Source organism: Pseudoalteromonas sp. MMG013 (genome assembly GCF_018100885.1).
In the GTDB taxonomy this organism is placed as follows: domain Bacteria; phylum Pseudomonadota; class Gammaproteobacteria; order Enterobacterales; family Alteromonadaceae; genus Pseudoalteromonas; species Pseudoalteromonas aurantia.
This window is the reverse complement of sequence record NZ_JAGJEE010000030.1, coordinates 36,467-60,275: the sequence shown is the minus strand read 5'-3', so window position 1 is coordinate 60,275 and position 23,809 is coordinate 36,467. Positions and strand designations below refer to the sequence as shown.

Below are 23,809 nucleotides of genomic sequence, written 5' to 3'. Positions count from 1 at the left end.
AGTTAAAATTTTTTAAATTTAAGTTTTACTCGACGTTGACTGCGTTTTGCTTTGCTAAGTTAGCGTAGCGCTCCGTGTCAGTGGGGTCGCATTATAGGGAGATGCAGAAAAAGCGCAAGCGTTTATTTGAAGAAAAGTGATAAAAATAACGTGTTCGTGCAAAAATCAATCTCTAACCCTGATTTTCATATAAAAACGCTCTAATATCATACAGAAATACAAAGGTTCTCTATAAATAGAAGAAAGGTCAACTTTAAAAGCGAAAAAATTGACCTTATTTATACAATGCGACTATACGATTTACCGTTTAAAACGGTGCCAATAGATAAACATTGATATCTATATCCCTTATATTCGTATAATACTGCCGAGCAATACTGCCTACCTTGTCTAACCGTACGGTAACTTCTTGACAGCCAGCAGGGATATGAACAGAGCTTTTTACAATACTAGGCTTAACTCTGTAACTGACTCGCTCATATCTAACACCAAAAGTAGTGTCTTCCCCAATCTTTGTGTCATTACAGTATAATGAAGCGGTCATACCAAAATTAGATGAATACCATGCAGACGTAATCGAGCCACTCAAATGGACATCCAATTGAGATATACCCGCTGTATGTACAAGAGGTAATTTAACTTGATACGCTACTTCTGCATACCTGTCTACGCCACCTTCAGAAACAAAAAGTTTCTTTTCATGAGTAAAATCTGATTTTGTAAGTGAAGTCGTTTCACCACTCACAATGATTGGTAAAGCTGAAGCTGTACATGTAAATAAGCTTAGCAACAGCAAAGGTGCATATTTCATTTTACATATCCTCAATAGAAGACTAGTTTGGCAGCTTCTCTATAATGTGCACATTAAATTGTAGATCAGTCACTCTAGTGTAAAACTGCCGACTCAAATGGCCCACTTTATCTAGTCTAACCGTCATTGTGTCGCACTCACCACCGGTGTTCAGGTCATTAGAAAAACTTGGGTTAGCTTCATATGAAGTTCGGTCGATGCGGAAGCCTGTTGCTAAATCTTCGCCAAGAAATATTGGCGCAGCAAGACCAGGTCCAGTGCATGTAGCCGATAATGATACAGCCATAGAACCAACAAACCATCGTGTATGATATTTACCACCAACTTGATAAGTAAGGTCTTGCCCAAAATCACCATCCATCTCAAATGTCGCTTCATATGCCACAACAGCTTCCCGACCTGCATATGGTTTTGTTATGGGTGTGAAGTCTTGAAAACGAAGCTCGACAACATTACCACCAACAGACACACTACCAGGGTCAGCAAACGCATTTACTGCACATAAAAGACTACCTATCGCTAATAATTTTTTCATAAATTTACATCATAATTTTTAAAAGTAGGAATTGACGTTGAATCTTTAAAGCGAACAACACCTGTGATAATGGCATCATTAGCACCATTAACTGTACGTACATTGACATTAAGATCTGCGCACTCAATCCGATTAAGCTTTATTTCAGAGTGAACAAATGCAAGTTGACTTGCCATCGTCACTATTTCTTCATTAGTAAACTCAATATTGTTTTTGGTTTTCTGATAAAGAGCTTGACCGTTGCATTCAACAGAAACGTCAACTTCGTGCAAGAACTCACTATGCGGAATATCTTTTGGTGCCCCAACACAAGTACTGCCTTGCCACTCAGTACAAGCTGGGAGTATTTGAAAAACTGAATCTCCTTCACCTTGGACTTGAATATCAACTTCTAATACCGACGCACTAATCGTATTCATAGCCTCTAGCGCATAAGAATAAGTTGCACCGCTTTGCACCATATCTTTATTTGTAAATGACACTTCCATTTCAGATGCGTTAATTGCTGCGCTAGTCGTCATAAACGCTAGCCCTATTGCGGCTACTTTTAACATAATCAAACTCCTTCCGATGTGTTGTTGAGCCCTTTAACTGACAATGAGAAATTGATGTCTTGGATTCGAGTGTAAAATTGGCGGCTAATACTGCCTTCTTTGTTAAACTCGACCTTCAATTGAGTGCATGCTCCCACATTATGTCTAAGTTCTGATATCTCTGGGCTGGCTGGCGTAGACACTCTGTTAATACGATAGCCATACACTTTATCCATACCAATGGGAATACCACTGCATGATACTTTTGCGGTCATCCCAAAATTAGAAGCAAACCATCTAGCCGTTAGCTCGCCTTTGCCCTGAAACACCAAACTTGACTCGGCTCCCACAACATCGATTAAAGCTTGATATCCCGTTGTCACTTCACGATTAGCCCAATTTGTTGTAATAGGCTGAAAATCTTCCATCGATAACGTAATTACATCTTGGTTTACGGTCACTACTTTTTGTTGTTCCAGTGCATATGCTTGGCTCATACATCCAATCATACCGACTAAAATACATAGTTTTTTCATAAATAATTTCCTTATACTTTCACTTATTTGAAAGGCTTAAATATTTTCTAAACTCGTTTAAATCGGATCTTAATAACTTCCCCTCAACCCTATGGCAACGAGAAAAAGACAACCTTTATTGATTAACAAACCCATTAACGCCAAACAATGTAAATCATATAAAGCAAATTAAATTATAAAAACTCAACACGCCACACATAACCATTTAAAAAACCGACATTAAAAGGAAAGTTAGAAACAAAGAAAAAACAAATAATTTCAACGAATATAAAACCAGCACCTCGTACGCAGTACAAAAACTGCGACGAGGAACAGAAATTAATTTATTATATTTCTTCTGAAATAGTAACATTCAGATTAATATAACTCGGTGCTGACCCCGTAAATCTAAATTTAACATGCATATTTTTACAGCTTCCACCGGTATTTTTACGAGTAGAAATCACATATTTACTACCTGAATCAGACCCAGAGAAACTTCCACACGATGCCGATAGCGACATTGATTTATTTGAGCGACCTACTAGATCATAAATTAGGTCTTGACCAAAATCCCCATCAACTGGGAATGACACTTCATACCCAACAAGTTGGCGATAAGTGCGAGGTGGTTCAAAATAACAAGGGTCGTAAATTACACGTGTTTCATAGACAGGGTTAAAGTTAGACTTAGTCAATGTATAGCGAGCGCCTCCAATATAAATAGGGGCTGATAACATTGAAGGTTGTGCCGCAGCTAGCATTTCCGCATCTGATACAGAAGCAAATCCTGGCTGCCCTGGTTGCCCTTGACAACCTGGACGACCTGGTTGTCCAGGTTGGCCCGGGTTTTCATAACAACAGTGAGGTCCGAACACGATATCGTTAAACTCAGCTTGCTCTAAATTGTTTAATTCTACTTGCGCTGAATGGTCAATTTTCGATAGTGCTAAATCACTCTCTTGCTCATTTGCAGCTGATTGAAAAGAAATAGCTCCTACAGAAAGTATAGCCAATGTAATAAGATTTTTCATAAAGTAGTCCTTTTATTTTATTTTTTCGTCATTTTAAATGGAATTATTAAAACAACGCTCTGTTGATTTTATTTTTAACTTTAGTAGCCAAAGTAAACAATTAAATCAAAATTAAAATTATCAACATAAGCTTCTGTATCAGTAACTGAGCTGTGAATCTTTTCAATTTTAACATTCAAATTTTTACAAACACCATTTGTACGCAACCTATTATAAATAGAGAAACGTGCATTTCTAACAACACCGGCTCTTTTAATAATAATATCAGCATCACGCCCAATATCGACGCTTGATGTATCACCTGAACAAACAGCTGACATTTCGGCAAACATTGGGGCAGCCCCAATACTGCCTTTGACTTCAGATTTCATATCAAAAACCAGCTCTGGATAACCAAAGAACGGGTCTTCTAGATCCACATGTACTGGAATATTAGCTTCATAACCAATGACATGACCTCGTTCTATAATAGGGTCAAAGTCACTTTCATTATATTGAAACTTCTCACCACTCACATATATAGGTACTACGGCATTAGCTGAAATAGATATAAACAAAAAAAGCATAGATAGATATTTCACTTTTAATTTTCCTTATTGAAAAGTTAATTACAGATATTAATTATATTAACTGCCCCAAAATCAGGAGCGTAATATATAGTTTTAGTCGATTCCGATGGCGATATAGTTATATTGTCATCGGTCGTTACTTCGTATGTAGCTGTTGCTGGTAAAGAGATTTTTTTATTACCTTCAACAGTAAATAGAAATGATTTTTCAAACTGGGCTGTGAATTTGTCCATAGTAGGGAAAGTCTCTACCATTTTAAATTTAATGCTTACCTCTTGTGGCCCGGTATAGCCAGCACAACCCCAAATATAAGTATCTACAACCTGATTCACTGGTACAAATGACTCACCCACATTTACAATAAAGTCATTTTGACTGATATGAGTCGTAATATGCTTAGCACTGACCAAGCGCTCATCGTGTGTCTCAAGCGTTATTACTGCGCCATTTTCCACTTTTACTGGAAATTCATAAAACCCGTCGCTACCGGCTGTGTGTAACTCGTCATTTATCTTAAATACCGCATTTGGCACACCATTTAATACAGTATCAACTACACGACCTTTTACTGTCCCTGACAGGAGATCATCCATTTGCTCTGTGACCGTAACAGTGACTGTACTACTGGTCTGCAACCCGCCTGCGTCTGATACGGTTAAATTAACATCGTAAAGCCCTGCTATATCAGGTGTGAAGTTCAATAGCCCAGTACGACTATCATCCATTACGGTGTTTGAACCTGCTGGTGCAACAAGCTTCCATTGATAAACCAGTGCTTCGCCCTCTGGGTCATAGCTAGCTGTTGCATCAAGAGTGACTTGATCTCCAAGACGTGCACTTTGGCTATCTCCACCGTGAATATTAATCACTGGCGCTCTATCTTGTGTTACTAAAACAGTTTGTGTCACTGTATCGGAGTATTGTGTGCCATCATGGGTTTTGAGTGAAAATACATAGGTGCCCGTATGACTCGCTTGCAACGTTGCTTTACCCGCTATAGATGTATCAAGCACCTCATTGGCAGGTTGAGAAACAACCTGCCATTCATAGGTAAGGTCTGCACCTTCAGGATCTAGACTGCCCGTCCCATCCAAAACTATCTGAGAGCCGAGAGCGACTGTAGATATAGGCGCTATTTGCGCGATTGGTTTTTGATTTGCCTTTACATCAAACATTTGAGTATTAGACGTTGTAGAGTGCAGTCCATCTGAAACTCGCACAGCAACTAAATATTCCCCATCAACGTCCGGAGTAAACTCTGTAACAGCTGACTGACTTGACACTATGTGCGCGGCGCTACTTTGCGGTGCACCTAATAACAACCACTCATAGCTAAGTTGCTCTCCTTCTGGGTCAAAGCAAGATACACAGGATAAAGACACGGTTTCAGATAGTTTAACCACTTTATCTGAGCCTAAAACGGCAATCGGCACCTGATTTTCTGATTGAACTATAAATTGGTGCACCACCTCATCCTGAGCTCCATGCTGATCGGTAACCGCTAATTGCACATCATAAACACCGTCGATATTCGAAGAGAAAGATGCTCTCCTTGCAGATGCTTTACTCACAACTGGTTGACTATTCTCTGGAGCCGATAACACAGACCAGCGATAGCTCAAACGGTCTAAGCGGTCCGGATCATGGCTTTTAGAACCATCTAATCTAATAATCTCATTAGGTGCTAATGTTGATTTTTCAACATTAATTATTGCCATTGGCGGCGAGTTTACATCAATGGCATCACTGGTGATCACAACCGAATCCTGCGCCGTCAACCCAGCTTTATCCGTCACCGATAATTGCACTATAAATGTACCGACAGCATCCGCGACAAAATTAGTTTTAGTACTTTGGTTTCTAAAGATCCGTGCACTACTATCCGCTGGTTTATCAAGAATTTTCCAGTGATATTCCGATATTGTTCCATTACTTGCTTTGCTATTTTCCCCGCTTAATGAAATCACCTGCCCTTTTTTAACAGTAATGTCTCTGCCCGCATCAGCAACAAGTGCAGCTTGCTCTGGTACCAAAAATTCAAACTGAGCTGCAGTGCTATCTTCATGCCCATCATTCACATACAGTCGCAAAGAGTAATTACCTTGCTCCGCGACACTGACGGCTATTTCATTGCCGGTATTTTGTTCTAGAGGGATCACTTTCTGATCGATCACTCGCACTAAGCTCCAGTGATAAGTTAAGGCATCACCATCAGCATCGGAACTATCCGTGCCATTGAATTTCAATGGCGTTTGAATCGCTTTAATCGGAGTCATATCTACAATTTTCGCGACTGGCTTAATGTTACTTACCAGTACTGTATTGCCGGTGTCACTGTGGCTTTCGCTGCTGCCACATGCTGACACCACAAAACAAAGGGGAACTAATATGCTTTCTGTCCATTTCATTTACTTCATCTCCTTAATGGCTACTTATTGTAGGCCGCTTCTCTAATCGCTTGATTCAGCGCCATAGCTTGCTGTCCAAGTACTCTTGCTTGCGCCAACAAAATATCCTGTTGCTCCTTCAAGGCACTATCAGCACCACTATCAATATTTTTTGACAACGACACCTGTTTATTTCTTTCGCTCATATGTGCACTAAACACACTCACTTTTTGCCGCTGCTCTTTAATCGCATGTCGATATGTATTGACGTCTTCAGTCAACTCAGGGAAGTTTTCAATAATGAAGTCGTAATATTTGTCTTCTTCGCTGGTATCGATATCAATGGCATTTTGTACTATATCCTGTACATTCGGCTCTTGTTCTACGCCGACTTGAGCACCTTTTTCTCTACTTTTAATACCAACAGGTTTTGCTATCTCTTTACTCGTAGTAAGTTCAATATCTTCTAAGGCCACTGCCGTTGTTGAAGTGGAAGTTACTGCCTCATTGGTTAAAGCAACCTCTTTACTGGAAAGCCCCAAATAACCAATAATAGATACGGCGATAACAGCAGCAATTGCTTTGATTTTCATATCCAAATCCTAAAATTAAACATGATTAAAAGGGGGAAGAACCCCCTTTAAAAACGCAAATTAATTACATTGCGTGTTATCAACACATACCTTAACTTGTACTAATGCACTGCCTTCTTGTACATTCCATATTTTCTTATCAAAACGTTTATAAATTTTTCCGTATTGACGAGAAACATGTGACGTTGTACCCGTTGCTTTAGTACCACCGAGTGCATTCAATGCTTTAAGAACAATGTTGCTATAACGACAATATGTATTTCGACTATTACATATCTCAGTTAACCCAGCTTCTTTCTTAGGATCTTGGAGCTCTGGCTTTTCTAGCTCAATATCATAAGATTTAGCATAGATCGACAAGAACATTTGCCACATATCGCTGTACATCTCTCTTTCGATTTCTTCTGCGATACGCGCTGCTTCATCTGGGTCATTTGTTTGTGGTTTAAGATCCAACTTACATTCCATTCCCATATTGTCTCTTGCCGTCTCAACAGTGTTATCCCAGCTCGATGTTTTACGCTTAAACCAGCTCCAACCCGTAGATTTTCCTACACTTCTCCAGTAACTATTCATACGGTCAACATTAATAGAACACTCACCAGAAATTGGACCAGGATAGGCATAGTAGTTATACGACAACCCTAAATTAGCAACAAATACTGCGCGATTTGGTTGTGGTTCCCAAAGTTTACGTGTGACTTTCCAAGAAACAGATACATTGTTTTCTGTACCTGAATAATTCTCTTCTACTGTCTGGCTGTAATCACCACAACGTGCATCACGAGTAACAAAGAAATCAATTCCACCTGATGCAAATGACCCTTCATCCATTGCATCAAAGTGGATAGTGTCACCAATTTCTTCACGCTCAAACGGCATTTTCCAATCATTCAAGATATCTTTGTTGATCAGGGTATCCGCTGGGTAACTCCAAACATTACGTGAAAATAAACTCTCTCCAGATGCCGTCACATTAGGATTATTTCGTGTAACCCCTGAGTTCACCCGTACATTAAACAAGTTCAACTGTTTCGCCGAGAATTGGTGGTTGTTTGAATTTCTCAATGCGGTTGATAATAGGTCTCGTTCTTTATCCCAAATGTTATAACCCGCACTGGCTAATCCAACTAAAGCCTTGCCATGTTCTTTGACAACGTCGGTTTCTAATGTCCAAGCATTTTTAGAAATAACAGATTGCGAGTTAATGATTAAACTATGGAAATTCACATTACTTTCAGCCAATACCAGCTTTTCTTTGTATGCGTCGTATGCCCCTTTCGCTGTTAGATAGCTCGTTCTGATATTGCCAACTTGCGTTTGCAAATCACTAATCGTCGAGGCAACAGCTGCTTCAAGAGGCTGGTACTTATTGGTCACCTTTGTAATACACTCAAAGTACTTGGCGAAATCACCACCGCTACTCGTAAAACATCCTTGACCTTCCGATATTCTTGCTCGCTCTAACCTGTCACGCTCAGCAAAGGCTGCACTTAATTCAATGTTTAGCTGATTCCACTGTGCTTTCAATATATTGTATGTATCAATTAAACCTTGATTCGCAAGTGCTGCATCAGTAATCACTTTGCGCGCCTTCTTGATCTCATTAAGACCTTCAAAGTTGGCACGTGGAATACCATAAGTCAGCTGATACCAGTTACTAACAAAATCACCTTTTAAATACGCTTGCTCTTGTAATACCGGTGTTGCCAGCTGACGGTAGGCTTGAGTTTTAGTATTTACATAGTTATCACAACCCGGGCCTGCTCCTCCTAATTCTGCGTATAAGCCATTGATTTGTTTAACAGGTACCGGTGCAACATGCAATGTTAAAGGTTTATCACTGTCAGACATAACATTGCCAACGCCTGCTGGCGTTGACATACCAAGTGCATCAAGTGGATTACCTGTCGTTAAATCCGGTAAAGCATTTGCTGCTGTACTTTGCAGTAACGCAGCGACAACCGAAGTTGTTATTAATTTTCCGTACATCTTTCATTTCCTTTATTACGGTTTGGGTGAATAAATCCTTACTCTTTAAAATCAGTTACAAGCGGCTACGTAATCTGTTAACCGCATTTGAAAGCACAAGCGCGTCTCTGCCGATTGATTGACCAGATAACCAACGCGTTTGCTCTGACAAATAAGTATGTAAACTTCTAATTCCGGCTTCATTCCACGTTAAATTATTCTGTAATACTTGACGCAAACGCGAGAGTTCTATGGTGCAATGAGATGAAGAACTTCCGGCACGGCAGTTGTTTGTAAAAACAGCCTTTGAACGCTCTAAATCGGCTTGGGCGGTTGTGATTTGATCGAGGAATATCGGATCTTCAATATCAAACGTTAAGTTGCTTAACAGATCTAACGTGTTATCGATTGAGCTGACTAATTGAACACTGCTAGTTGATGGTTGTGCGATACTGACTAGCGACTTTATCACGCCATTATGTGTCACTAAATGTGAAGCTAACTGGCCAAAATAGCTTGGCTCAGGATAAGTCAGCAACTGGTTAACATTGAGTTGGCAGCCTGGCTTTATTGCCTGAAAACCAACAACACCATCTAATCCATTGAAAACTAAGTCAGCATCATGGTTTCCATGCACCATAGATAAGGTATTAATTTCATTAATGCGTGAACCGGCAATTCTATTGGTCTCGGATGCATCGGAGCCTGCACTCAACGTATAACGTACAGACAGAGGTCGTAGAGACTCACAGACAAAGTTATAATTCAAAATTGTTTTAAAAGAACCATTCCTGACAAGTCCGTCACTCGAGTACGCTGTATTACGGTCGGCTGTCATGCTTTGTGAAGAGAACTGACAAGGAGGAACAAATCGTTCTCCTGTGCCCGTCATTCTTGACGCACACTGTGTGTCTGCATTAAATACTTCTATTGGAGCTGCTTGAGCTAAGGTAGCACCTGTCAAAGACAAAGTGGCTAACAATAACATTTTCATAATATATCCTTTATTAATACTTATAGTTGATCGAAATTAGCGGTTAAAACTTGACGACTGACGGTGCCTTGTCCGTCAGTCACTTTTACAACGGCATTTATCGTGGCATTATTTGCAGAACAAGCATGGAAAGCACTTTGGCTAAAGGTAATTTGCAAATTATTTAGCTGAGAATTTGCAGTTACTCCTGAAGGTAAAAGCGACCCTGACATTGTGCCGGCATGGTATATGGAAGGAAAAATTTCAGACAGCGTTCTTGACATGTTCGGTGTCCAAAACATGCCATTGTATTCAAGATACTCCAGCTCAATAAACTCTCGTGAATGAGTTAATGCTGATGCTTCAAACAAATCCCAATCAATTGTTACTAATCGGTCTTTATCAAACATTTCGACATTGCTAATCACTTGACTTCGAGCTGCGAGTTGATTCAAGCGAGCGATTATTGTCTCTAACTGAGTCAGTAACTCTGCCGTATACCCGTCACGAATCATGAGTGAAAGCAAACTTCTTGCTTCTGTGGCTAACGTAAAACCCTCATCCTGAATCGCGGCCATTTCAGGATTTATTTTTCTAAACTCCTGACACAATAAAATAGGCTGTGTATCAAAAGCGCTTAAACTGGTGATTCCCATATTGTCTGTAACATCACTGCGCTCAGTTAGCGCAGACAATACCGCTTTACCAGTTTGGTTTTTCGACAAATAAGCAATGTCTATTGCTGTCGCTAAACGTTCTAAATTAGCCTGAGAACGTAAAGCCCTATAATCCACTAACTTGCTACTCACAAAGCCGGCAAAATCGGGCTGTCTCAATAACCTAGGTTCGATCACCTGATAATTATCATTATAAATATTAGTTAATGCTGACGCTTCATTGTTCAGTGCAGTTAGCACTTGCTCAAACTTCAGCAAACGATAATCAAATTCAGGATAAAACGGCATCGCTTCAGGTGCTGTGATCTTCGTATAACAAATACCTGTGTCACATTTTTTCAACTCAATATCGATATGTGGTGTAAGTAATTGCGACTTTTCGAGCATTTTATCTTGTAGAGCAAGCGGCAAAACATTAATCAGCCTAGACAATGTTCTGACTCGTCTATTCAAATGACCCACGCGACTACTGGCAATTTGATCTGGTGTATAGCGCTTTAATAAATCCCAATAACGTAGTTTCACAGTTAATACAGAATCAATTTCTGCTTTTAATGACTGACGCTGAGCTGTATCAAAATAAGGGTACTTATCAATATTAAATTTAATATCTATGATTGATCTATTTAACTGTTCTTCCAATAACAGACCTAACGAATAGCGTCTATACAACCCAGCAAAGCGTAAAGGAGAGGCTAAAGAGTCTAGTTTAGTAAGAACATCCAACCTAAAGTTTACCCGTCGGAATTCATCACTTGCTGGACTAAAGCCAAAATATTTTGGTTTATTAACAAACTCACCATATAACTCATCAAACAACTCTTGTTGAAAAATATGAAGTTCTGAAATAAGTTCTGGGTAAGTCAGTAAATCAGATACATGAAACCACGAATAATCATCACGACTTTGAAAACCTTTACCTGTGGAATGTAATCCTGAAATCACGTCACACGGTAAATCCAGTGATTTAAAACACTGTGGGCTATATTCCGGATCAGCTGCCGCACACACATCGGTACAATCTGACTCACTAAACTCCGAGTAACATTTTTGAGGAGAATAATTTACCAATTGAAAGCTTGCGCTACACATAGGCTCTTGTGCATAGGCAACCCCTAAATTGAGTAACCCTATCGTGAGAATTTTCAACTTTAATCGACTTTTACTTTGCTTTTTCAACACAAAATCCTTCTTCATATTCATAAAAATACAATTTGATATTAAGGGAAAATACTTCTATGCGTTTAAGTTAGGGGTCCATCCTAATTGACAAAAACGGGAAAGTAAACATGTTAAAAACAACACATTAACACTTTGCTAACAACCACTTTGTATACATACTATTGTATGCAATAAACAAAAACATCATGGAATCTGTAAGGAGAAGCGCTGTTTCTTTCAAGGATCAATATCTATCACAGCCATATCTAGTGTAATAATTAATCGAAAGGCGGTTGTTTTTACTACTTATTTTATCAAGTCAAAACCCCCGCACCTTGAGAGTAACAAAACTATAGTAGTACTTACTCTAAGTCTGTATTCTTTAAAGAAACATGATTTAATTACTCGGAAAATGGAATTATTCTTCTTAAAATAATAATGAAAATATTAATTTTTTATCGATAAAATAAGATTATAAACATTGAAGCAGCATAAAAAAGGACTGTTTATCATACTTCCTAAAATAAAAAGTGGCATAACGCATGTTTTAAATTAAGAAATTTAAAGAGGTTAAATTTAATATATTTTATTGCTTATATGAAATTTAGACTGCTCTTTAAAAATCCGATCTAGATAAAATTAATGATGCACAATGAAGAAAACCAACATAAAATTACGCCAATAACAAATCTAAACAGCTAATCATTAGTAATAAGGCATTGCATCACAAATTAAAAAATCATGCGATACGCTAAATAAAATCACACAATTAAACGGACCATTGCTGAATTTGAGATTGAATAAAACGGCTTTGTAAAGGCTTAGAAGTGTTCCCCCCTTCATTAAAACCTATCTTTATCAGTAACATTGTAGCGACTGTAATGCAGAGAAAATGGATTATAAGCTAGGTCCACTGGTATATTCATTTAATCACACTGATGGCGACAAGGGTTCTAGAAACACTTACGGTATTGATAGTAGCATTCGACTTATAGAAAATTACGGAAAATACACGAATGGCTCATAGTCGCAGATTCGAGTTCAAAGATGTTGCTGATAGCCAAAAAATAAACGTCTCTAAAACAAGGTAAATTGTTACTCATACAAAATACGAGAACACCAATTATTACATTTTTATTAAAAACATAACGTCAATGACGTTATCTCTATAAAAAGAGGTATTTACTAAAAATAAAAACAGGTACCTCGTAAATTCAAGGCTCTTACATAACTGATTTTTGTTACATAAATATTAAGAGTAACATGATACTTAGTTAGTAAATGGCATCAATAAGTAAAACCCTATTTATTCATAAGGTTTACCGTTCAACATCGCATTGAAATATGCCTTGATGCATAGCGTGTTAAGCTTAAATAAGCTACTTGTGAGATGGTTAAATAGTTTAGCTATTTATTATATTACAATGAATTGAATCACTTAAACTGTGATAGGAAACAATTATTGTCAGAAATTAACAGTGAGTCACTGCTAACCTCCGAAATAATATATTAGTCTTTATAACCCCATGGCGCTTTTGGTGGCATAATAGGCTTCGTTAAATCAAAATCAACTCTAAACTCTCGACCTTGACGCACTAAGCGGTAAGTGAACTGCTCATCATATATATACATTTGCCATGTATTGCCCATCGATTGGGGAATGCCTTGACGAGCAAATGACTCTTTTGAATACTGATCAGCAGGGAACGACTGTACATTTGCAAAACCTGCATCTGTTGTGTGACCGCCATACATGGTTGAATCATCATCGGTACCATCTTGATGGCGATGGTCATGCTTAAGGCTCAAACCGCTGCCCGTTTTAGTGATCAACCAAGTACGTGACGCATCACTGCCCACATGAAAAGGCACTTGCAATTCGCGTTCATTACAACGACGTACGTGCATTACTAGTTTTTTATTTGCAAATGAATTTGGTCCAGTTGCATTATCAACTGTGATTTTACCTTCATACGCTTTACCACAGTGCGCTGCAATATTATCAAAAAAAGCATCATGGCTAGGAATAGAGACCAAAGGTGCTGGGCGAGCGATAGCGACACTGCCCATTAACGTCAGTGCTGTTGCAACCACAAATTTCATAGTAATGTTCCTAAAAATTAAAAACCAAAGGGTAACTAGCCCTTTGGTTGTTTGCAATTAAATGCGCTTAACCCACTGCTTGATATAGTGGACCGCTAAAGTCACATTATTGCCATGGTCGCTCAGATTCTAATTTGCTCTCAAAGGTACTAATCGCGTCATTGAGCTGTTCTGTTTCACCAATAAAATCTAGCCCACTTAATAGCCGGGCTTTTATATCGGCCCGAACATCAAAGTTAATCGCATCAAAATAAGGACTGCGTAACTGTTGCTGTACTAAGTCTACTTCAACTTGCATATCATCATGCTGTTCAGCGAGTGAGAATAAAGATTCTAATGTGTCAGCCGCGAGCGCGATACACAGCATTTGATTGTTGCCACAATTATTAAAGAAAATATCAGCAAAACTTTCGGCTAGTATAATACTGAAACCATATTGCTTAAGCGCCCATGGTGCATGCTCTCGAGATGAACCACAACCAAAGTTATCACGGGTTAGTAAAATTGATGCACCTTTATAGCACGCTCGATTTAATACAAAATCAGGATTAGACGCACCATCATCTAAATAGCGCCAATCATAAAAAAGGGCTTTATCAAAACCATCACGGCTCGTCGATGTCAGAAACTGTTTAGGAATAATCTGGTCGGTATCCACATTATTTTTATCCAGCGGTGCTAATAGGCCTTGGTGATATGTACTCATGATGCCTCCCCTCTTATATCCGTGAAGTGACCGGCAATTGCCGCCGCTGCAGCCATCGCTGGACTAACTAAATGTGTCCGCCCACCGCGCCCTTGCCGCCCTTCGAAATTTCGATTTGATGTTGAGGCACACCGCTTACCGGCGCCAAGTTTGTCATCATTCATAGCTAAGCACATCGAGCAACCAGGCTCACGCCATTCAAAACCAGCCGCTTTAAAAATATCTGCTAGGCCTTCTTGCTCAGCTTGCTGTTTCACCAAACCCGACCCTGGCACAATCAACGCTTCAACACCGTGCGCAACTGTTTTACCTTCAACCACTGATGCCGCAGCACGCAAATCTTCAATACGGCTATTGGTACAAGAACCAATAAATACAGTATCCACTTTTGCATCTGTTAATTTTTGCCCAGCTTCAAGTCCCATGTACTGCAAAGCACTGCGGATCGCATCGGCTTTAATTAAATCGCTTTCTTGCTCTGGGTTCGGCACAACCTCATCAATACCAATCACCTGTTCAGGGCTGGTGCCCCACGTCACTTGAGGCTGTATATCTTGCGCATTAAGCTCAACCACTCTGTCAAATTGCGCCCCTTCATCTGAATGAAGCGTGCGCCAGTATGAAACAGCCGCTTCAAACTCTTCCTCACTAGGTGCAAACGGGCGGCCTTTTAAATACGCATATGTGATGTCGTCTGGCGCAATCAAACCGGCTTTGGCACCCATTTCAATGCTCATATTGCACAGCGTCATTCTCGCTTCCATCGATAGTGCTTCAATACCAGCACCACAGAATTCAGCCACATAACCTGTACCACCAGCAGTACCAAGTACACCAATCACTGCCATGATCAAATCTTTTGCTGTCACTGTTGGGCGAAGCACACCATTAATTTGTATTTTTAACGATTTGGCTTTTTTTTGCTGTAAAGTTTGGGTTGCTAATACATGTTCAACTTCAGAAGTACCAATACCATGTGCCAATGCACCAAAAGCGCCATGGGTAGAGGTATGACTGTCACCGCATACAATGGTCGTGCCAGGCAGAGTGATCCCTTGCTCCGGCCCCATAACATGAACAATACCTTGGTTTATTGAATTTAGGTCATACAACACAATGCCAAATTCTTTACAGTTTTCAGCTAATGCCATCAACTGGTTTTTTGATACCTCACTGGCCGCATCTAAAGACCGGCTTTTAGTAGAGACATTATGATCCATTGTCGCAAAGGTTTTTTCAGGGCAACGTACTGGACGATTTTTTTCACGCAAGCCTGAAAATGCTTGAGGTGACGTCACTTCATGAACTAAATGTCTGTCTATATAGAGTAAGTCGGTTTGTTCATTGATCTGTGCAACCACATGCGATTGCCAAATTTTGTCATATAAGGTTTGAGCCACGTGCTACATCCTCAAATAGAGCGGTAACCTGACGGAAGTCACCGCATTCGTTACAATTAAATTCGCGATACTATGGCTTGTGCCACATCTTGTGTGGTGTAACCACCTTCTGGGTATATATCTGGTGTACCGACACCTGCTGCAACCGCCTCAGCGACAGCCTTTTCTATGGCGCGTGCGGCTTCATCTTGACCCAGCGAATAACGTAACATGAGGGCTGCACTTAGAATTTGTGCTATTGGGTTAGCAATGCCTTTACCGGCAATATCAGGCGCAGAGCCGCCAGCTGGTTCATATAAGCCAAAACCTGATTGATTCAAACTCGCCGAAGGGAGTAATCCCATAGAGCCGGTGATCATGGCACACTCATCAGATAAAATATCGCCAAACAAGTTATCGCATAACAACACGTCAAACTGACTTGGTTGCTTTACGAGCTGCATTGCAGCATTATCAACATAGATGTAATCCAACTGAACTTCAGGGTAATCTTGACTCACCTCTGTGACCACTTCACGCCAAAGTACACTGGATGCCAATACATTAGCCTTATCAACCGACGTGACATGATTATTACGTAGTTTAGCTGCTTCAAACGCAAAGCGAGCAATTCGCTCTATTTCTTTTCGAGAATAACGCTGGGTATCAAAAGCAGCTTCTTGATCACCTTCCCCGTCACGACCTTTTTCACCAAAATAAATCCCGCCCGTTAACTCTCGTACACACAAAATATCGAAGCCTTGCTCGCTAATATCTGCACGTAATGGAGAAGCACCACTTAATGCAGGTAATAACTGTGCAGGACGTAAATTACAAAATAATCCGAAATGTTTACGTAGCGGTAATAAAGAAGCACGTTCAGGTTGCTCACTCGGTGGTAAGTGTTCCCACTTTGGTCCACCAACCGAACCAAATAAAATAGCATCCGCAGCTTCACACGCTTCCAGTGTTGCCTTGGGTAATGCTTTACCACATTCGTCAATGGCGGCACCACCAATCGCGTGGGTTTGACGATTTAACTTGAACTCAAATTTTTCACTCACAGCATCTAGCACTCTATCTGCTGCTGACATAACTTCTGGGCCAATGCCATCTCCGGCTAATACGGCAACTTGGTAACTTGCTTGGCTCATCCTGCTTTCCTTTGTTGTTTCAAATCAGAGACTTTTTGCGCTCTGTTAATAAGATTATAAACACGGACCATAGCCCGTACCGATGCTTCAACAACATCAGCAGCAAGACCTGCACCGTGATATTGCCGTCCGTTATACTTTGCAATGATATCGACTTGGCCAAGCGAGCTTGCACCTTGTCCCGTCGCGTCTAAGTTGTATTCTATGACTTCAACAGACATACCGATAATTCGCTCAATGGCTAGAAAGGACGCTTCTACCGGACCATTACCCGTTGCGGCTTCTTGTTTAGATTGACCTGCGACTGTCATACCAATAGTAGAACTGGCAACCGACTGGGAATTCGAGGTTGAATTGACAAATTCAAGCTTAAATTGATCATCATCATCACCCATTTGGTTAAAGTGGATCATGGCCTCAAGATCATAGTCATACACAGTACCCTTTTGGTCTGCCAATGCTAAAAAGCTAGTATATAAACTGTCCATATCGTAATCCGACTTTTGATAACCCAATTCAGATAAGCGATGCTCTATTACATGACGACCCGAACGAGACGTCATATTAAGTTGATTGTTTGGTACACCAACACTTTCTGGTGACATGATCTCATAGGTATTCTGCGCCTTTAAAACACCGTCTTGGTGGATCCCAGAGCTATGAGCGAACGCATTTTCACCCACAATTGCTTTATTTGGCTGCACTGACATATTACAGATTTTTGCGACCTGTCGAGATGCTCGGTAAATTTCTTCACTGCGAATAGCGGTATGTACTTTTAAGTAGTCTTGACGCATCTTCATGATCATGGCCACTTCTTCTAAAGAACAATTACCTGCGCGCTCTCCAATACCATTAATGGTACATTCGATTTGTCTCGCACCCGCTTGCACCGCGGCAACAGAATTGGCCACCGCCAAACCTAAATCATTGTGGCAATGCACGCTTAAGCGTGCTTTATCTATATTCGGCACATTATTCATTAAATGACGGATCATGGCTGAATACTCATCAGGTGTAACGTACCCTACAGTATCTGGCAAATTAATGGTCGATGCACCGGCATTAATCGCAGACTCGACAATACGACATAAATCTGCATGTGAGGTGCGCCCAGCATCTTCACATGAGAACTCCACGTCATCAGTATAATTACGTGCTAATTTAATTGATTTAACAGCCATAGCTGTCGCATCATCCAAGCTCATACGTAGCTTGTGCTCTAGGTGCAAGGGGCTGGTTGCAATAAATGTATGGATACGACCGCGTTCTGCAGGTCGCAGAGCTTCGCCACATGCTTCAATGTCTTTGCTTACCGCGCGTGCCAAACCACAGATGATTGGATTACGTACTTCAGTTGCAATACGCTGTACTGCTCTGAAGTCAGCGGGACTAGATACAGGAAATCCAACTTCCATAACATCAACATTGAGGCGGCTTATCACATGCGCAAGTTGCAATTTATCATCTTCTGTTAAACTGGCTTTTAATGCTTGCTCGCCATCACGCAATGTCGTATCAAAAATCCAAACTTTATCCTGCATACCCTATTCCTCAGCCCAAAAAATAAAAAACCCCGCAATGTGCGGGGTTGAAAGTAGTTGCTCAGTTACGCGCACTACGCCCCGCTCTTACATTTAATGAGTAAGAGGTTAAGCAGTAATGACAAGCGCGTTGTTTTTTTCATTGAGCAAAGTTGTCCTGTTGATGGATTAATTATGTTTTATCATGCATTCAAAACCAAGATCAAGCATATTTTTTTCAAAAATAAATCTAATGTTCGTTTTTTAAGAAAAATAAAACCAATAAAAAAACAAATAAAGACTATATTAACCACTTCGTGTATCTAAAAAGAATAAATCCTAATCTTTATTTTTGATCTGTAGTAGATTTATAAAGCAATTAAATATCTATAAAAAGCAATATGCCGTTGTCAGCTCTGCTAATTAACTCTACTCGCTTCATTTGTGAATAAATTAGCTACACTCCCCAAGCCATGGCCTCTGCTGACATGTTTCTCGCAGTGCGCTTAATTCAGATAAATTCTGAGTTGCCATATCATATTCAATTTGCGCATCATCATACTCATTCTCAGTCGCTATAGTAAGAAATGCTTCAGCACGTGTATGTCGTCGGACAGCATCGCCAAAACGCGCTTCAACTGAGCGCCATATGTGATCATATTGGTGGTCAACTCGTACCTGCGCAGCATCCATCAGCTCATAGTGACCAGAGTCTTGATAAGAACGCGTCGCCACACTACGAGGTGCTTTCTTTAACTTATTTAAATCACTCGTAAACCCAGTATCCCCAAATACATAATCAGATAAACGCTGTAACGTATTCAAACAAGGCGTGATATCACTTCCTCTGCAATACTGTGTATTGCTATTTAATAATTGTGTCAAACTTGCGGGGAGTGGGGCATTTGAATTTGCATCAATACTTAACACTGCATTTGCTGCATATTTTTCAATTAACTTCACTTTAGTGATGGTTTTCTTGAAAAATAATAGACGTATTTTAATTTTCGTGACGAAACGCTTAAAATCAGCTTCAGAGCGAAAGTGTAAACGTGTATTAATAAATATATCTCGGCCATAATTAAGTTGATAAATAAATGCACCCCCACATGCTTTTTTATCATAATCCGCCACCAGCGAGCGGTTTTCTAATGTGCTATACCCTTCATCAAGCTTAAGGTGTAGTTGAGACGTTAAACTCAAATTATCGGTTGAATTTCGGTGATTAATCGATGTTGAAACGCTACCTGCAACAATAAATAAGTTTACCCCTGCATGGATCTCACCGAACGTTCTACGACTTATTGCTACTGAGTTCTGATGCTGTAAGTAGTCAAGCTCGCCAGACATCGCACTATGAAATTTTAGATCCCCTGTAACACAACTGTCCTGCTCTTGGTGTAACTCTTGGTCAAACCCTTTCCCTAAATCAGATTGGCTATATCGTTCACTATAATAACGCTGGGCTACAACACCGCACGAAAAGCACAATATTAAAAAGCTAAATAATAGTCTCATGCTCAGTCCTTGTTAGAGCCAAAGTCTCTGACTTTAGCTCTATCATTACTTTAGTCTGTGCCAAATACCGTACCGTAAGTACTCAATGCACCCTCACATAATCGCCAGTTTAATATACCTACTGCAGGTGTCTTGGCATTTATGAACGTTGGCGCCCAACGCATATTGCGATATTTAACACTCTCATTTTCACTGATCACCCCCGCACGAACGGCTTCCTGTCGAGCTAATTCACACTGTTTCCAATCCAAACGATCTGATGAAGGTAGCTGTAGTTGCGTAACATCGTAACTTGCAGGACAGGTTTTACCACGACGCGTACAATCATCTTTCATTTTTTGCACTTCAACCTCACAGGATGTACCAAACGGGTTATCTCGGCAAAACTGTGCGGCATTGAATAAAAACCATGCATTGTCATACGCCAATTTTTGGATTTGTTCCACTGCGTTACTTTGCGAATCCGGTAAATAGGCGTAATAACTGGTTAAAAGACTCGTAGCGCGCTGCTCATCTAGCACGGCTTGCTTAAAATCATCTTCCAACTCACTGATCATCCATTTCGTTGCATTACGTACTTTCTGATAATCAGCAACTAATGGTCGAATAGCTAATGAAGCACTGTCGTAACGTGTAGTGTAATAACGCACTACATTGTAATCACTCAATGAGTTAAGCTGTGTTCTAAAGCCATCTTTTGAATACTTCACGGCTTCATAAAACATATCAAAACACGGCTTAGGGTTATCCAAGGAGCACGTAATAATATTATTAGGGATAATACTCAGTAACTGTTTCGGATCGCCGCCATGTTGAATGGCTCTCACGGTGATTTTTACTGATGACTTTGTATCATCTTGCAAATATTTAAGCTGTCCGCCTACGTTAAATACGCCGCCATATAAATCAACATCCAGGTAACCACCAATTTCAGATTTATCGCGATTACTGCCATAATCTATTTTTAAGTTGACCATAATATTAGCGCCATACTCTATTGCACTCACAAACTCGTCGCCTGCTAACTGTTGAATGCGCGCTTGGTGCTTATTCGCTATTTCACTCCCTGCAGGCGTAAGCGTATACCCAACATTACTATCCTCAGGTAAAAACAGTCGTTTTTTAGGCGTACTCGTTGCGCTAAATGTATATGAACTAGAATATGTGCTCGATGCCATTTCTTTCGCTAACGACGCACCGGCCGAAACTCGCACGACGGGAAAATTAACATCAATATCAACACTGCCATTCAAGGTACTGAGCAAATCATCATAGCTCATGTCAATTCCGGTTTTGAATTTAACTTCTGTATTTCCAAACGTTTCGTCCACACGTCCAGATATTGGTTGTACATTCAAAAAACGCTTGGTTTGGCTATCATATGCAGTGCCGATTGACACATGATCATTGATTAACCCCGATATAGTTGAGCCTGCATTTGACTGCTGACTTGCTAGTGATGACTCTTTTGCTAATGCATACTGGCTAGTCAATCCTACCACCAGCATTGTAAAATATATTGATTTCATGGTTGCTCCTTAACGAATTGTCACTAGGTAATCTTCAACTTCACCATAATGGATACGGTTACACGCATTGTCAGAACCACCTCCAGAATCAGTGGCTACACGCATTAACGTCACTCCTTCTGGCTGCTCAGTCGGGACACTGATTGCAAATTTAAACACTCCGTCTGACGCCGATTTATACACCATTTCTGAGTCTGAAAATTGACCGTCTTGGTCCCAATCAACCCACACTCTTGCCGCAACATAAGAAGGATATTGCGGCTCTTTATTACCCGGTGTTATCGTCATAGAAGCCTCTCTTCCGGCTGATAACGTAATCACCTTACCTGACACAGCTGTGTAACTGTGGCGTGCCGAGTCATGACTAAAGTCATCAAGCGTTACCTTATCAATCCATTCCCATTCACTATCAAACGCAACATTGTCACAATATGCATTTTTTAAAACGGTCGTCTTTAAAGCAACTGGTACATATTCAGGTGGCATCGTGCTGCATGCATCTGCTGCATTCGCCCCAGCATGCCAGTTATATGGATTAGTAAAATCTGAATTAGCAAAAGTGAGGTATTGCGCATGCCCTTGAGCAAGACGTTCCGGGGATAACCATAACGCCCTTAATTGCGCAAGCTTCTGTTCTTTGCTGATGATATCGGTTGTATCAAACGCACGTTCCCACACCTCAACAAGTAAACCGTCATAGCATTTCTCTAACCAAGCGAATCGACCTTGCGCCTGTTGAACCGTTAGTAGATCTCCTAATTCATTATAATTTGCGCTTGTTTCTGATTCTGTGTTCGCTTGAACCGTTGCTGCAATGCACATCAATGACGATGCGGCTATAAGTTGTCTTATCATGATCATATCCTTATTTTAAAACCTGACTAAAGCTGCTGTAATCTCGGTAATAACTCAGGTTTTCAGCCTCGTAATCCAAACAATAACTCCCTTCAGGGTTTTGCTCACAATAATCCACCATATCTGCAAATAAGTTGGCATTACTGCGGCTTGAAGTCTCAATTTCGTGCAGTTGATTTAGCTCCAAAGTGGAAAATTGAGAAGCATAATAGCGTTGTAAGTTTTTGGCCCTACGATAAGTTAACCGTTCTGTTATCCAGCGATTTGTTAACTCTTTTACAACCAGCTTGGTTAAGTAATTTACGGCAACATAACCTTGAGCAGGTACCAGTTGCTGTAACATTGGGCCTGAGTCTTGATAATTCGCAACATATGTATCGGTAATATTATAATCATCCAATGAATTAAATTGATTGATATAATCGGTTTTCAAATAATTCACTGCAGACTCAAATAATGCAAAACATGGCTCTGGATTTAGTAATGTACACCGCATAATGCCATTAGGAATAATCGTCAATAATCGATTCGGATCACCGCCACTTTGATAACCACTTACGGAGATTTTAATGGATTGCCGCTTACTATCATCAAGCTTTTGAAGCTCACCATTGACTTTCACTTTGCCAATCCAATCAACACTTAAGTAGCCACCAATAGACCGTTTATCTTCTTCATTCCGGTAATCAATTTTCATGTTAATAACGATGTTAGACCCATATGCAAAACCGTGAACGAAGCCATCACCTAAGTTGCTTGCTTTATTACCTGGCTCAGCAATAGCCAAATCTTGCGCGGCCAATGTAGGCTGGTAACCCATTGTTGATGCAGGCATTAACATACGTGATTTGGGCTTAACGGATGAATACACCGTGTAAGTCCCCGTATACTTATCCGCGCTAATATCTTTGGCATAATTGGCGCCAGCATCAATGCGAACAGCCGGAAACTTGAAGCCTGCGTCCACCTTTCCATCAATAAGTTTAAGCGCTTGTTCGTATCCCAAATCGACGCCCACTCTAAAATCAATTTTTGAATTACCTAAATCTTCGACTTCCGCTCCTGTTACTGACTGTAACCCTAGGAAAACTTGACCCTTACTTTTATAGGCCGTGCCTAGTGGAACTGAATCAATATTATCGCTACTGTTTGATAATATCTTAGGCTTAGCACCTTCTTCAAAAGAGGGCGTTATACTTGCGGCAAAACTCGCCGTACTGAACAAAGCCAGCAATACTGGGGTATAAACAAAATTTCTCATAATGTCTCTCCGTGTGTTCGGC

At 40.3% G+C, this 23,809-nt stretch carries 20 protein-coding genes; all 20 read right to left on the bottom strand.

Annotated features, from left to right (window positions below; genetic code table 11):
• Window positions 1-307: 307 nt before the first annotated feature.
• Window positions 308-811: a hypothetical protein gene (locus J8L98_RS19925; RefSeq protein WP_192506216.1), complete on the bottom strand. Its 504-nt coding sequence runs from the start codon at window positions 809-811 to the stop codon at window positions 308-310.
• Between the two features lie 22 nt (window positions 812-833).
• Window positions 834-1,346 carry a hypothetical protein gene (locus tag J8L98_RS19920; RefSeq protein WP_210997874.1) on the bottom strand — a complete coding sequence of 171 codons (513 nt, stop codon included), beginning with the start codon at window positions 1,344-1,346 and terminating at the stop codon, window positions 834-836.
• The gene (locus tag J8L98_RS19915; protein WP_210997873.1) at window positions 1,343-1,900 is read right to left on the bottom strand and encodes a hypothetical protein; all 558 of its coding nucleotides are present in this window, start codon (window positions 1,898-1,900) and stop codon (window positions 1,343-1,345) included. The genes J8L98_RS19920 and J8L98_RS19915 overlap by 4 nt, the downstream gene beginning before the upstream one ends.
• A gap of 2 nt (window positions 1,901-1,902) precedes the next feature.
• Entirely contained in the window at window positions 1,903-2,415 is a 513-nt protein-coding gene (locus J8L98_RS19910; protein ID WP_210997872.1) for a hypothetical protein, read from the bottom strand.
• 326 nt (window positions 2,416-2,741) lie between these two features.
• Window positions 2,742-3,428: a collagen-like protein gene (locus J8L98_RS19905; RefSeq protein ID WP_210997871.1), complete on the bottom strand. Its 687-nt coding sequence runs from the start codon at window positions 3,426-3,428 to the stop codon at window positions 2,742-2,744.
• A gap of 80 nt (window positions 3,429-3,508) precedes the next feature.
• The gene (locus J8L98_RS19900) at window positions 3,509-4,009 is read right to left on the bottom strand and encodes a hypothetical protein (RefSeq protein WP_210997870.1); all 501 of its coding nucleotides are present in this window, start codon (window positions 4,007-4,009) and stop codon (window positions 3,509-3,511) included.
• Between the two features lie 23 nt (window positions 4,010-4,032).
• Window positions 4,033-6,405 (bottom strand): PKD domain-containing protein, encoded by a 2,373-nt coding sequence (locus tag J8L98_RS19895; RefSeq protein WP_210997869.1) that lies wholly within the window; start codon window positions 6,403-6,405, stop codon window positions 4,033-4,035.
• 20 nt (window positions 6,406-6,425) lie between these two features.
• On the bottom strand, window positions 6,426-6,977 hold the full coding sequence (locus tag J8L98_RS19890) for a hypothetical protein (protein WP_210997868.1): 552 nt from the start codon (window positions 6,975-6,977) through the stop codon (window positions 6,426-6,428).
• 60 nt (window positions 6,978-7,037) lie between these two features.
• Window positions 7,038-8,969: a hypothetical protein gene (locus tag J8L98_RS19885; RefSeq protein WP_210997867.1), complete on the bottom strand. Its 1,932-nt coding sequence runs from the start codon at window positions 8,967-8,969 to the stop codon at window positions 7,038-7,040.
• A gap of 55 nt (window positions 8,970-9,024) precedes the next feature.
• The gene (locus J8L98_RS19880) at window positions 9,025-9,942 is read right to left on the bottom strand and encodes a hypothetical protein (RefSeq protein WP_210997866.1); all 918 of its coding nucleotides are present in this window, start codon (window positions 9,940-9,942) and stop codon (window positions 9,025-9,027) included.
• 20 nt (window positions 9,943-9,962) lie between these two features.
• The gene (locus J8L98_RS19875) at window positions 9,963-11,801 is read right to left on the bottom strand and encodes a hypothetical protein (RefSeq protein WP_210997865.1); all 1,839 of its coding nucleotides are present in this window, start codon (window positions 11,799-11,801) and stop codon (window positions 9,963-9,965) included.
• 1,467 nt (window positions 11,802-13,268) lie between these two features.
• The gene (locus J8L98_RS19870) at window positions 13,269-13,862 is read right to left on the bottom strand and encodes a hypothetical protein (protein WP_210997864.1); all 594 of its coding nucleotides are present in this window, start codon (window positions 13,860-13,862) and stop codon (window positions 13,269-13,271) included.
• Window positions 13,863-13,968: 106 nt separating this feature from the next.
• Window positions 13,969-14,568 (bottom strand): 3-isopropylmalate dehydratase small subunit, encoded by a 600-nt coding sequence (gene leuD / locus J8L98_RS19865; protein WP_210997863.1) that lies wholly within the window; start codon window positions 14,566-14,568, stop codon window positions 13,969-13,971.
• On the bottom strand, window positions 14,565-15,968 hold the full coding sequence (gene leuC, locus J8L98_RS19860; RefSeq protein WP_210997862.1) for a 3-isopropylmalate dehydratase large subunit: 1,404 nt from the start codon (window positions 15,966-15,968) through the stop codon (window positions 14,565-14,567). The genes leuD and leuC overlap by 4 nt, the downstream gene beginning before the upstream one ends.
• A 56-nt stretch (window positions 15,969-16,024) precedes the next feature.
• Window positions 16,025-17,101 carry a 3-isopropylmalate dehydrogenase gene (gene leuB, locus J8L98_RS19855; protein ID WP_210997861.1) on the bottom strand — a complete coding sequence of 359 codons (1,077 nt, stop codon included), beginning with the start codon at window positions 17,099-17,101 and terminating at the stop codon, window positions 16,025-16,027.
• Window positions 17,098-18,645: a 2-isopropylmalate synthase gene (gene leuA, locus J8L98_RS19850; RefSeq protein WP_210997860.1), complete on the bottom strand. Its 1,548-nt coding sequence runs from the start codon at window positions 18,643-18,645 to the stop codon at window positions 17,098-17,100. The genes leuB and leuA overlap by 4 nt, the downstream gene beginning before the upstream one ends.
• A 432-nt stretch (window positions 18,646-19,077) precedes the next feature.
• Complete coding sequence (locus tag J8L98_RS19845) at window positions 19,078-20,142, bottom strand: hypothetical protein (RefSeq protein WP_210997859.1); 1,065 nt, start codon at window positions 20,140-20,142, stop codon at window positions 19,078-19,080.
• A 50-nt stretch (window positions 20,143-20,192) separates the two neighbouring features.
• The gene (locus tag J8L98_RS19840) at window positions 20,193-21,671 is read right to left on the bottom strand and encodes an internalin (RefSeq protein ID WP_192506233.1); all 1,479 of its coding nucleotides are present in this window, start codon (window positions 21,669-21,671) and stop codon (window positions 20,193-20,195) included.
• A 9-nt stretch (window positions 21,672-21,680) separates the two neighbouring features.
• A complete protein-coding gene (locus tag J8L98_RS19835; protein WP_210997858.1) occupies window positions 21,681-22,526 on the bottom strand; it encodes a GEVED domain-containing protein in 846 nt (281 codons plus the stop codon).
• 10 nt (window positions 22,527-22,536) lie between these two features.
• Entirely contained in the window at window positions 22,537-23,787 is a 1,251-nt protein-coding gene (locus tag J8L98_RS19830) for a hypothetical protein (protein ID WP_210997857.1), read from the bottom strand.
• Window positions 23,788-23,809 lie beyond the last annotated feature (22 nt).